The sequence below is a fragment of the Arthrobacter bambusae genome, assembly GCF_030812595.1.
In the GTDB taxonomy this organism is placed as follows: Bacteria; Actinomycetota; Actinomycetes; order Actinomycetales; family Micrococcaceae; genus Arthrobacter; species Arthrobacter bambusae_B.
The window spans coordinates 21,992-33,807 of the sequence record NZ_JAUSSZ010000005.1 but is presented as its reverse complement, the minus strand read 5'-3'; the positions used below and the strand labels follow the sequence as shown (position 1 = coordinate 33,807).

Below are 11,816 nucleotides of genomic sequence, written 5' to 3'. Positions count from 1 at the left end.
GGAGCCACCATGTACTCAAGCATCAAAGACCAGCTGCAGGGCGAACTTGAAGAGATCCGCACCGCCGGCCTTTTCAAGACCGAACGCCACATCGACTCACCGCAGGCCAGCCACATCTCCGCAGGCCAGCTAGGCCAGCCGGCGAACAGCGTCCTGAACTTCTGCGCCAACAACTACCTAGGCCTGGCAGACCACCCGGACATCATCGCGGCCGCAAAGTCCGCCATGGACGAGCGCGGCTTCGGCATGGCATCCGTGCGTTTCATCTGCGGCACCCAGGACCTGCACCTTGAGCTCGAGGCCCGCGTATCACGGTTCCTGGGGACCGAGGACACCATCCTGTTCTCCAGCTGCTTCGACGCCAACGGGGGTGTCTTCGAGTCCCTGTTCGGGGCCGATGACGCCATCATCTCCGATTCCCTGAACCACGCCTCCATCATCGACGGCATCAGACTCAGCAAGGCCAGGCGCTTCCGCTACGCCAACCAGGACATGGCCGATCTCGAGGCCAAGCTGATCGAGGCTTCAACCGGCGAGGCCCCGGCCCGGCGCAAAATCATCGTGACGGACGGCGTCTTCTCCATGGACGGCTACCTCGCTCCGCTCGAGGCCATCTGCGATCTCGCGGAAAAGCACGACGCGCTGGTCATGGTGGACGATTCCCACGCCGTGGGCTTCATGGGAGCCACCGGCGCCGGAACCCCTGAACACGCGGGTGTTTCCGACAGGATCGACATCTACACCGGCACGTTCGGCAAGGCCCTTGGCGGCGCCTCCGGCGGCTACGTCTCCGGCCGCGGGGAAATCGTCGCCATGCTGCGCCAGAAGGCCCGCCCGTACTTGTTCTCCAACTCCCTGGCTCCGGCCATCGTCGCGGCAACCATCAAAGCCATTGAGCTGGTCCAGGGCTCGGGCGAGCTCCGCTCCAGGCTCTTCGAGAACGCTGCCTTGTTCCGCCGCCGCATGGGCGAGGAAGGCTTCGAGCTGCTCGACGGCGAGCACGCAATCATTCCGGTGATGTTCGGCGACGCCGTGGCCGCCGCGAAGGTTGCCGACGAGATGCTCCACCACGGAGTGTTCGTCACGGCGTTCAGCTATCCCGTGGTACCCAAGGGGGCTGCCCGGATCCGTGTGCAGCTCTCGGCCGCGCACAGCTCCGACGACGTCGAGGCGTGTGTCCAGGCATTCGTGAAGAGTCGCTCCGCCGCGGGCCTCTGATTTCCCATGATCCTCACCATCCTGGGCGGCGGGGGATTCCGGGTACCCCTGGTCTATTCGGCGTTGCTGTCGGACCACGGGCCCGGCCGGGTCACCGAGCTCAGGCTGTTCGATGCCGACCCCGCGCGCCTGGGCGTGGTGGCCCGGGTCCTTGCCGACATGGCCGAAGGGGTGCCCGATGCGCCCGCCGTGAGGATGTTCACGGAGCTCTCCGAAGCCCTGCCCGGCACCGACTTCATCTTCTCTGCGATCCGGGTGGGCGGGCTCGAAGGGCGCTCGGCCGACGAACGGATTGCCCTGGAGCATGGAGTCATCGGGCAGGAGACCGTGGGTGCCGGCGGGATCTCGTACGCACTGAGGACCATTCCGGTGGTCCTGGACATCGCCGAGTCGGTGAAGAAGCATGCTCCGGAAGCCTGGTTCATCAACTTCACCAACCCGGCAGGGGTCATCACCGAGGTCATGACGCGGGTCCTTGGCAACAAGGTGGTGGGGATCTGCGATTCGCCGGTGGGCCTGGCCAGGCGATGCCTGCTCGCTGCTGGAATCCACCGCGGCGGTGCTGCCTTCCGGGACGGCTCCGTGGAGATCGACTACGTCGGCCTGAACCACCTGGGCTGGCTGCGCGGGCTGGTGGTCGGGGGTGAGGATGTCCTGCCGTGGCTCTTGGCGGACGACTCCGCCATCGAGTCCTTTGAAGAGGGCCGGCTGTTCGGTGCTTCCTGGATCAAGGCCTTGGGTGCGGTTCCCAATGAGTATCTGCATTACTACTATTTCCGGCGGGAAGCGCTCGACGCCGACCGGCGCGCCGGAACCACCCGCGGCGCCTACTTGGCGCGGCAGCAGTCCTCCTTCTACAGCGGTCTAAGGGTCGGAAACGACGGCGGTGCGGAGCTTGCCCAAGGGGAGACGGCGTCGAAGGCAGCCCTCAGGCTCTGGGAAAAGACCAAGCTGGATCGCGAAGAGACATACATGCAGAGCAACCGGGAGGCAGCCGGCACGTTCGAACGAGACGCTGATGACTTGGTATCCGGCGGCTACGAAGCCGTGGCTTTGGCAATCATGCGCGCCATCAGCCAGGGGGAGCCGGCGCGCCTGATCCTCAATGTCCCCAACGGGAGCACCCTGGCCGAACTGGACGCCGAGGCCGTCATCGAGACGCCCTGCTTCGTGGATGCCCGCGGGGTCCGCTTGCTCCCGGCCAAGGCGCTTCCGGACTATGCTCGCGGACTCGTCATCAATGCCAAGGCCGTGGAACGCGCCACGATCGACGCTGCGCTCACGGGGTCCCGGCGCTCCGCGTACAAGGCGATGGCGATGAATCCGCTGGTGGACTCGGTCAGGGTGGCAGAAGCGCTCCTGGACGACTACATCAACCATTTCACGGAGCTTCAATACCTGCGCTAGGTCCCTTCACGGGAGCCCTGTCCCAAGGGGGATCCGAGGCCTAGTATCTGCAGCATGGACAAAGATGCAGCACAACGTGTAACCGAGGTGTTGGATTCGCAGCAATGCTGGAATCTCCTGAGGGGCGTGTCCGTCGGCCGGCTGGCCGTGTGGCTTGGAGACCACCCCGACATTTTTCCAATCAACTACACCGTGGACCAGGGGACGGTTGTGTTCCGGACCGGAACCGGCACGAAGCTGGCCGCGGCTTTGGGCGACTTCCCGGTGGCCATGGAGGTGGACGGGGTGAACCCGGACACCGGAATCGCGTGGAGTGTGGTGCTCCATGGCAAAGCGGCGCCCGTCGAACAGATCGACGACGTGGTCAACACGTTCTCGCTGCCCCTCTTTCCCTGGGAAGCCGGCAAGAAGGACCATTTCGTGCGGGTTCCCGCGGATTCGATCTCGGGGCGGCGCTTCACCGTCACGGAGCCGCTCACGTGGTGGACCCCCTATAGCGGGATCAAGCGGTCCGCTGTGGAATAGGAGGTCCTGTCCCGGCAACGGGCCCACTCAGCCAGCCCCTCAGCCAGCCCCCTCGCATCTGGGCCCGAGCGCTGACAGGATGGTGGGATGGCGGCAAATTATGATGTGCTAATCGTCGGTGGAGGCATCGCAGGGTTGTCGCTGGCTTCAGCGCTGGCAGGCCAGTGTTCGGTTGCCCTCGTGGAAGCTGAACAGACGCTTGCCTACCACACGTCATCCCGTTCGGCCCGGCAGCTGATCCCGAGCTACGGACCTGCGGTAGTACAGGAACTCACCGTCCGCACGCTGGAACTGATGGCAGCCCGCGACGCCGAGTTGCCGGTGCCGGTGCTGGAACCGCGATCGTTCATGCTGGTGGGCGACGAAGCCACAGTCAAGGCAGAAGCCAGCGGCCACATGCATCCCATCACGCACGCCGAAGCCCTGGAGCTGTGCCCGGCACTCAACCCAGGATCCTTCACGGCCGCCGGCCTGGATACGGGCTCATTCGCGTGCAACGCGCCCGTGCTGTTGGAAGACCACCGGCAGCGCGCGGAGGCAAACGGAGCAGACATCATCACCGGCGCCAAGGTGCATTCGGCCCAACGCCTCGGTTCCGGCTGGCAAGTGGGCGCCGGGCTGGAAGGATTCCAGTCCGCCGTCGTCGTCAACGCTGCCGGCGCCTGGGCGGACGAACTCGCCGTGCTCAGCGGAGTGGAGAAGCTGGGCCTGCAGCCGTTCCGCCGCACCGCGGCGATCGTCGACGTCGAACGCCCGCTTCCGCCCGGAAGCCCCATGGTGTGCGCCGCGGACGACTCCTACTACTTCCGCCGCGAGGGCGAACAGGTGCTCATCTCGCCGTCGGAGACCGTACCGAGCGGCCCGGAAGACGCCCGGCCCCGGCCCGGTGACGTGGAAGCGCTCGTCACCCGGCTGAACTCCATTACCTCGCTGGGCATCCGCTCGGTCGCCAGGGCCTGGACCGGCTTGCGCACGGAAGCGGCCGATGGCGTCCCGGTGGTCGGGTTCGACGCCGAGGCCCCCGGCTTCTACTGGCTCGCCGGGCAAGGCGGGTACGGTTTCCAGACCTCCTCCGCCATCGCCGAGCTCGCCGCCGCGGAGATCCTTGGCTCACTATCCGGAACTAGTCCGGTATCCCGGACAGCGACGGCGCTCGCTGCGGCCCGTTGGTCGATCCGCCGTTGAACAATAGGTTCATGAGCGGGCGGACGAGCACACTGATCAGCAACATCGGCGAACTGATGACCCAGGATGCGGAGCATCGTGTCCTCAGGGACGCCGCCGTGGTGATCGAAGGTGAACGGATTTCCTGGATCGGTCCCGCGTCCGAGGCCCCGTCGGCTGATGGGCACGTGGATGCGGAAGGGCGCGCCGTCCTCCCGGGTTGGGTGGATTCGCACTCGCACCTGATTTTCGCCGGGGACCGCACCGCCGAGTTCGAGGCCAGGATGGCCGGCCAAGGCTACAGTGCCGGGGGCATCGCAGTCACCACAGGCGCCACGCGCGCCGCGAGCGACGAGGAACTGACCCGGCTCGCCGCCGCGCGCGTGGCCGAAGCCGTCTCCCAGGGCACCACCTATCTCGAGAGCAAGACCGGTTACGGACTGGACCTCGAGAACGAGGCCCGCAGCGCGCGCATCGCGGCGGCGACCGTGGACGAAGTGACTTACCTCGGCGCGCACTTGGTCCCGGCGGGAGCCGACGCCGAGGAGTACACGGACCTCGTCTGCGGTCCGATGCTCGACGCCGTCCGCCCCTACGTCAGCTGGGCCGACGTTTTCTGCGAGCGCGGCGCTTTCAGCGAAGAGCAGTCGCGCCGGGTCCTGTCCGCCTGCCGGGATGCGGGCCTGGGCCTGCGCGTCCACGGCAACCAATTGGGCGAAGGGCCCGGCGTGCAGTTGGCCGTGGAGTTCGGTGCGGCCAGCGTCGATCACGTCAACTACCTTTCAGCGGCCGATATCGAGGCACTCGCAGGGACGTGGAGCGGTTGGGATGCGTCCACCGGGACCGGCCAGCGCGGCACAGTGGCCACGTGCCTGCCCGCTTGTGATCTTTCCACCCGCCAGCCGCTCGCACCGGGCCGGGCGTTGATCGACGCGGGGGTGCAGATTGCCTTGGCCGCGAACTGCAACCCCGGCACCTCTTACACGAGTTCGATTGCTTTCTGCGTCACCACGGCGGTGTTGCAGATGCGCCTGAGCGTCCACGAGGCCGTCAGGGCGGCCACCTATGGCGGTGCGCTTGCCCTGGGCCGGGAGTCGGGCAACGACGTCGACGGCGAACGGGCCGTGGGCTCGATCGCCGTCGGGCACCGCGCCGACCTTCACATGCTCAAGGCGCCGTCGGCCACGCATCTTGCCTACCGGCCCGGTATCCCGCTGACCTTCGGGGTGTGGCGGGCCGGAGTCCGCGCGGTGTAGTCCAGCCGGGCCGCATTCTAACGGACAGCCGGCTTTCCCCGGTACCTGCCCCCCGCAATGAGCCAAGCGGCAGGCCCGACAAGGGGAACGAAGACGACCAGAAGGAGCCAGAGGATGGTTTCCCGTTTCGTCAGGGTCACGGCTTTGCGGGCAAGCAATACCAAGGCCCAAATGAACAGGCAGATTGAGATCAATGCAAGGGTGGTTGCAAAAATCTCGTATCCGGTAGGTGCGAGCACCTCATCGCCGGCTGGAATCGACAAGAACATCGGACCCCCTCAGATGTTGACGAATCTATCACTCACCAAGCCCCACGGCCCTTGAACTACCTGCTGAAGTGCGGCACGCTGGCCCAGGTTCAATCCGTTGACCCAGCCGAGCTTTTTCATTCTCATCTTCCCCAATGCTCATAAGTGATGGTTGGTCCGGATCGGCGCCGGTCCTAGGCCGATCCTAGGCAGCCGTCCCTGCCTCCAGGTGTGGATTTCCTAAAAATGAGTGCCAAAACAGGCGAGATTGAGTGTCGCCTGAGGAGTTTTTCTGTGAGTAAGAACGATGGATCCGGGCCAGGCATGGCCCCCGCTGCTGGCATGGAGGGTTTGGCTGGCTGGCATGCACGGAAGCCCTCGACGATCCTTGTGCGATTGAAAATGATCGTTTAGTGTTTCTATAGATCATTAAACGTCATATCGCCGGATGTTTCGTTGAGGGTTGAAGAGTGCGTCGAAGAAGCGCGGACAGGAATGGTAAGTGCGATGAGTAACAACACCCTCGGGGCCTTCATGGAAGAAGAGCTTCTTTCGCAGCCCGAGGTCTGGAAGCGGGCCATCGGACAATGCGGACTTGAGCAATCCAAGGCTGGGCACCTGCTGCCGGCGGACGGAGAGCGGATCGCCGTCGTCGGTTGCGGTACCTCATGGTTCATGGCGCAAAGCTATGCCGCTGCCCGCGAAGCCGCGGGCAAGGGCGTCACGGACGCGTTCGCAGCGTCCGAAGCGTTCCTTAATCACAACAGCGCGGGCCGCCAGTACGACGCCGTGATCGCCGTTACCCGCTCCGGCACCACCACGGAGGTACTTGAGCTCCTGGAAGCCTTGCGGGGAATGGCCGTCAGCGGAAAACCAAGGACGATTGCGGTGGTCGGAGACGTGGATTCACCCATCACCGCGTTGGCCGACGCCGTGATCGGCCTTCCTTACGCCGACGAGAAATCAGTGGTCCAGACCCGCTTCGCCACAACGGCCCTCGTGTATCTCCTGACGAGCCTTGGCATCGAACTCGGCACCGCCATCGAGGATGCCCGGACCGCGGTCTCCGAGCCTGTCTCCCAGGAGTTGCTCGACGCCGAACAGTTCACCTTCCTGGGGACCGGCTGGACCGTTGGCCTGGCCCACGAAGCCGGACTGAAGATGCGCGAAGCCGTGCAGGGTTGGACGGAATCCTATGCCGCGATGGAATACCGGCACGGGCCTATTTCCATTGCGGCACCCGGCAGGGTGACATGGATCTTCGGTCCGCAGCCTGAGGGGCTGGACGCCGATATGGGCCGCACGGGCGCGTTGTACATCCACACCGGCAAGCACCCGCTCGCCGAGCTGGCCCGGGTCCATAAGGTCACCCTGGAGCGGGCACGCGTGCGCGGCCTCAACCCCGATCTTCCGCGCAACCTCACGCGCTCTGTCGTACTGAACGCCCCGGCCTAGGTCATCCCCATGGTTCTCGGAGCCGCTGAATCCGCAGTCCTGGCCTTCGACGTAGGCGGGACCGACCTGAAGGCAGGCCTTGTCGACACGGCCGGGAATGTCCTGGGATTGCGCCGCACTGCGACGCCGCACGATCCCTTGCGACCGGGCGAGGCAGTCCTGGACGCTGTAGCGGCATTGGCCTCGGAATTTGCCGCCGAATTCCCCGGCCACCCGGCGAAGGCGGCGTGCATTGTTGTCCCGGGAATCGTTGACTCCGACTCCGGGGTGGGAATCTATTCGGCGAACCTGGGGTGGCGTAACTTTCCCTTCGGGGAAAAGGCCGCGCAGCGCCTCGGGCTGCCGGTCTCCTTCGGTCATGATGTCAGCACGGCGGCCGAAGCCGAATTCCGGTTCGGAGCTGCCCGCGATTTTCGAAACGTCGTGGTGATGGTGGTTGGCACGGGAATCGCCGCCGCCGTCATTTCCGATGGGTACCCCGTGCGTGCAGGTGGGTTCGCCGGGGAACTGGGCCACGCCCTCGTTCCTGACCCGGACGGTCCAGGCCACGCGATCCTCGAGGCCGTCGGATCGGCCGGAGCGATCGCCCGGCGTTACAGCGACAAAGCCGGAACTCCGCGCACCGGTGCCCGTGAAGTCCTCGAACGGGCCAAGGCGGGAGATGCGCTGGCAGCCCGGATCTGGGCCGACGCCGTGGACGCCCTCGCCTTCAGCCTGAGCCAATGCGTCAGCATCATCGGTACCGAAGCGGTGGTGGTGGGCGGCGGCCTGGCCGAAGCGGGCGACGGACTCCTTGAGCCACTTCGTTCGCGCCTCGACGAGCTGCTCGATTTCCAGCGCCGGCCGATCATCACCCGCGCCCAACTGGGCCAGGATGCAGGCCTGCTCGGCGCCGCCATGCGGGCCAGGGCCCTCCTCCCTGCCGGGAAGGCCGCCTCCGGCACGGGTACGCGGCGATGAACCAGGCCATGAAACCGGTCATCACCGTGACGCCCAATCCGGCGGTCGACCTCAGCTACCACGTCGCCGGGATCACCCCCGGAGCAAGCCATCGCGTCGCCGCACCCCTCAGCCGCGCAGGTGGAAAAGGGCTCAACGTCGCGCGCGTGGCCCACCAACTGGGCCATCCCGTACTGGCACTCGCGCCCGCGGGCGGCACGGCCGGTGCCGAATTCGCTGCCGAACTGCGCAGCAGCGGCGTGCCGCACCGCCTGGTCCCGGTTGCCGCCGAAACGCGGCGCAGCATCGCCCTTGTGGATACGGTGGGCGGTGAAACATCCATTTTCAATGAAGAGGGGAGCCCCCTCCAACCGGCCGAATGGCAAGCGCTGGCCGCCGCCGTCGTCGACGCCCTGCACATCGACAACCCGGACGGGCACGGCGCGGGAGTTCTTGTCGGTTCCGGCAGCCTGCCGCCAGGCGCGCCGGCCGACTTCTACCCGGCGCTCGTGCGTCTGGCGCACGACGCCGGGATTCCCGCCGTCGTCGATACCTCCGGTCCCGGGACCATCGCTGCCGCACGGGCCGGGGCGGACCTCCTCAAGCCCAACAACCACGAGCTGCTTGAAGCAACGGGTGAAATCGGGCTGGAAGACGCGGCACGGCGCTTGATCGCCCTGGGGGCAAAAACCGTCCTGGTCAGCGCCGGCGCCGACGGCATGCTCGCGTTCCATCATGCCGCCCCCGGAGGCCACTGGAGCGCCCGACTCCCGGAACCACTCAGCGGCAACCCCACGGGCGCCGGCGACGCCGCAGTGGCCGCGGCTGCCGTCGCGCTCGCCGCCGGCATCACCGACATCCCGACGATCCTGCGCCGGGCAACAGCCTGGTCCGCGGCCGCAGTGCTCATGCCTGCCGCCGGTGAGATCTCGCCGAGCTACGCGGACCTTGAAGACCAACTCATTCTCAGCTGGAAGGAAACCCTGTGACGCTCGTCAGTACACGGGAACTCATGGATACCGCCGCGGCCAACGGAATCGGGCAGGGCGCCTTCAATGTCATCCACCTCGAAACCGCGGAAGGCCTGGTCGCCGGGGCCGAGGCCGCGGCTGTCCCGCTGATCCTGCAAATCTCGGAGAACTGCGTCCGTTTCCACGGCGGACTCGTCCCGATCGCCCGCGGCGCAATGTCCATCGCCCGGGACTCCTCCGTGCCGGTGGCACTGCACTTGGACCACGCCGAAACCGAAGAACTGGCCCTGCAGGCCGTCGACCTCGGGTTCGGCTCCGTCATGTACGACGGCGCGCACTTGCCTTATGACCGGAACGTTGAAGTTACGCGACGGGTCGCCACATACGCCCAGGACCACGGGGTCTACGTCGAGGCCGAGCTCGGGAAAGTAGGAGGCAAGGACGGCGCCCATGCTCCCGGAGTCCGGACGGACCCGGTCGAGGCCCGTTCCTTCATTGACGCTACCGGCGTCGACGCGCTCGCCGTCGCCGTCGGCTCCTCGCACGCCATGACCGAACGCAACGCCGCCTTGGACTTGGCCCTCATTGCCCGGCTCAAGCAGGCCGTCCAGCGTCCGCTGGTCCTGCATGGTTCCTCCGGCGTGCCTGATGAAATGCTCGTAGCGGCAATCCGGGCCGGTATGACTAAGATCAACGTATCCACACACTTGAACGGGTTCTTCACCCGCGCCGTCCGTGAGTACCTGGATGCCAACCCTTCGGTGGTGGACTCCCGCAAGTACATCAAGGCCGGACGGGACGCGCTGGTGTTGGAAACCGCACGTCTGCTGACGCTGTTCGCGAAAGTGAATTAGTCCCAATTTCCGGAAGGTTCGTGATGACCCGCAACGATCGACTGACGGCCATCCTTGATCTCCTCGCCGAGTCAGGGCATGTTGAGGTCGACGATATCGTGACCCGCCTGGCCGTCTCGCCGGCCACGGCCCGCCGTGACCTGGACAGCCTTGCCAAGCAGCGGCTCCTGAGCCGTACCCGAGGCGGAGCAACCACGGGATCGGTGGCGTACGACCTTCCAGGGCGCTACAACAGGGATGATCACGCCGAGGAAAAGCAGCAGATTGCCTTGGCGGCCTCGGAGCTCATCGTGCCCGGGGCAGTGATCGGATTAAGTGGCGGCACCACCAACACCGCCCTCGCCCAGGTCCTGTCCACCCGGGAGGACTTGAACGCGCCCTCCAACCGGCCCATGCTGACCGTGGTCACCAACGCCATCAACATTGCGGCCCAGCTTGCCGTGCGCCCCAACATCAAGATCATGGTCACCGGCGGCATCCTGAATCCGCGTTCCTATGAACTGGTAGGGCCTTACACGGATGTCATCATGCAGAAGGTCGCCCTGGACATCGCCTTCATCGGCGTCAACGGAGTCGATCCGAAGATCGGTCCCACCATCACCGACGAGGGAGAAGCCATGGTGAATACCGTCATGGCCCGACGCGCCACGGACTCCTATGTCCTGGCGGACTCCACGAAGATCGGCAAGCGTGCCTTCGCGGCGATGGCCGGGTACGATTTCCGGCGGCTCATCACTGACTCGGGCATCACGCCGGAGGAAAAGGCGGCGTTTGAAGCCAGCGGCACCCAAGTGATCGTGGCCAAGGACGCCTAGCCCGGAAACTGGAAGCCCAGGGTCAGGAGCAGCCCTGGCCATGCACTCGGACAGCGGCCACTGGGCTCCGAGGAAAACATCAGGCAAATGAAGGCAAGATAGGAGCATGCTCCTAGCCTCCACGCGCCGGTTGCGCGCCGAAGTACTGATCGTCCTTGGCCTCTCCCTGGGCCAGTCGGCGGTGTACTCCGTGGTGCAGTTGTTGGACAAGATGACCCAGGGGCCCTTGGCCCATGCGACATCCACCCTTAACCGCTCGCAGAGCACGCGCGAGTACTTCGATCTCACCTACCAACTGCTGGATATCGCGTTCGCCCTGGTCCCCGTGGTGTTGGTCTTCTACTTCCTGTCTATGCACCGCCAAACGGCGGAGAGTCCCTCGGGCTTCACCCGGCTGGGGTTCAACTTCGCCCGCCCGGGCCGCGACGCATTGCAGGGACTAGGCCTCGCCGCGCTGATCGGGATTCCGTCGCTGGGCCTCTATGCGGCCGGCCGTGCCCTGGGAATCACGACGGCGATCATCCCCAGCGGCCTGGACTCTTATTGGTGGACCGTGCCGGTGCTGGTCCTCTCTGCGGTGCGGCACGCCATCGTCGAAGAAGTGATCGTAGTTGGCTATCTCCTGGACCGGTTCGGGAAGTTCGGGTGGAGCACTCCGCTGGCGATCGTGCTCAGCGCCCTCCTTCGCGGCAGCTACCACCTGTACCAAGGCTTCGGGCCGTTCATTGGCAACGCCGTCATGGGGCTCGTGTTCGGCTGGATTTACACCAAGACCAAACGGGTCATGCCCCTCGTGGTGGCCCATGCGCTCCTGGACATCGTGGCGTTCGTCGGCTTCAGCGTCTTCGGCAAGGCCATTGGGTTGGGGTAAGCGGGTTTCAGCGGAGCGCGCCATCCTCCCCGCCTCTCGAGCCGGCGCCTCTCGAGCCGGCGCCGCTTAAGCCGGCGCCGTTAAAAGGTTTCG

The 11,816-nt window shown here is 65.7% G+C and carries 12 protein-coding genes; 11 read left to right on the top strand and 1 reads right to left on the bottom strand.

Translation table 11 applies throughout. The annotated features are described in order from the left end of the window. Nucleotides 1-9: 9 nt before the first annotated feature. The 5 genes from J2S96_RS08580 (at nt 10) to hutI (ending at nt 5,570) form a co-directional block, all read left to right on the top strand. Nucleotides 10-1,218: a glycine C-acetyltransferase gene (locus J2S96_RS08580; RefSeq protein WP_306861845.1), complete on the top strand. Its 1,209-nt coding sequence runs from the start codon at nt 10-12 to the stop codon at nt 1,216-1,218. A gap of 6 nt (nt 1,219-1,224) precedes the next feature. Next, nucleotides 1,225-2,625, top strand: coding sequence for a 6-phospho-beta-glucosidase (locus tag J2S96_RS08575; RefSeq protein WP_306861843.1), 1,401 nt, complete (start codon nt 1,225-1,227; stop codon nt 2,623-2,625). 54 nt (nt 2,626-2,679) lie between these two features. Continuing rightward, entirely contained in the window at nt 2,680-3,150 is a 471-nt protein-coding gene (locus J2S96_RS08570; protein WP_306861841.1) for a pyridoxamine 5'-phosphate oxidase family protein, read from the top strand. Between the two features lie 87 nt (nt 3,151-3,237). Next, on the top strand, nt 3,238-4,335 hold the full coding sequence (locus tag J2S96_RS08565) for an NAD(P)/FAD-dependent oxidoreductase (RefSeq protein ID WP_306861839.1): 1,098 nt from the start codon (nt 3,238-3,240) through the stop codon (nt 4,333-4,335). An 11-nt stretch (nt 4,336-4,346) separates the two neighbouring features. Beyond that, nucleotides 4,347-5,570 carry an imidazolonepropionase gene (gene hutI, locus J2S96_RS08560; RefSeq protein WP_306861837.1) on the top strand — a complete coding sequence of 408 codons (1,224 nt, stop codon included), beginning with the start codon at nt 4,347-4,349 and terminating at the stop codon, nt 5,568-5,570. Nucleotides 5,571-5,587: 17 nt separating this feature from the next. Here hutI and J2S96_RS08555 read toward each other — a convergent pair whose 3' ends face one another. Further along, nucleotides 5,588-5,839, bottom strand: coding sequence for a PLDc N-terminal domain-containing protein (locus J2S96_RS08555; RefSeq protein WP_306861835.1), 252 nt, complete (start codon nt 5,837-5,839; stop codon nt 5,588-5,590). Between the two features lie 486 nt (nt 5,840-6,325). Here J2S96_RS08555 and J2S96_RS08550 point away from each other — a divergent pair, with 486 nt between their 5' ends. The 6 genes from J2S96_RS08550 to J2S96_RS08525 all read left to right on the top strand — a co-directional run bounded on the left by J2S96_RS08550 (nt 6,326) and on the right by J2S96_RS08525 (nt 11,723). Then, the gene (locus tag J2S96_RS08550) at nt 6,326-7,273 is read left to right on the top strand and encodes an SIS domain-containing protein (protein WP_306861833.1); all 948 of its coding nucleotides are present in this window, start codon (nt 6,326-6,328) and stop codon (nt 7,271-7,273) included. 9 nt (nt 7,274-7,282) lie between these two features. Beyond that, a complete protein-coding gene (locus J2S96_RS08545) occupies nt 7,283-8,233 on the top strand; it encodes an ROK family protein (RefSeq protein ID WP_306861830.1) in 951 nt (316 codons plus the stop codon). A gap of 8 nt (nt 8,234-8,241) precedes the next feature. Beyond that, complete coding sequence (locus tag J2S96_RS08540) at nt 8,242-9,201, top strand: 1-phosphofructokinase family hexose kinase (RefSeq protein WP_370873050.1); 960 nt, start codon at nt 8,242-8,244, stop codon at nt 9,199-9,201. Continuing rightward, nucleotides 9,198-10,037, top strand: a complete 840-nt coding sequence (locus J2S96_RS08535; RefSeq protein ID WP_306861826.1) for a class II fructose-bisphosphate aldolase — start codon at nt 9,198-9,200, stop codon at nt 10,035-10,037. Before J2S96_RS08540 ends, J2S96_RS08535 begins: the two co-directional genes overlap by 4 nt. A 23-nt stretch (nt 10,038-10,060) precedes the next feature. Then, nucleotides 10,061-10,852: a DeoR/GlpR family DNA-binding transcription regulator gene (locus J2S96_RS08530; protein WP_306861824.1), complete on the top strand. Its 792-nt coding sequence runs from the start codon at nt 10,061-10,063 to the stop codon at nt 10,850-10,852. A 106-nt stretch (nt 10,853-10,958) separates the two neighbouring features. Next, nucleotides 10,959-11,723, top strand: coding sequence for a CPBP family intramembrane glutamic endopeptidase (locus J2S96_RS08525; protein ID WP_306861823.1), 765 nt, complete (start codon nt 10,959-10,961; stop codon nt 11,721-11,723). Nucleotides 11,724-11,816: the final 93 nt, after the last annotated feature.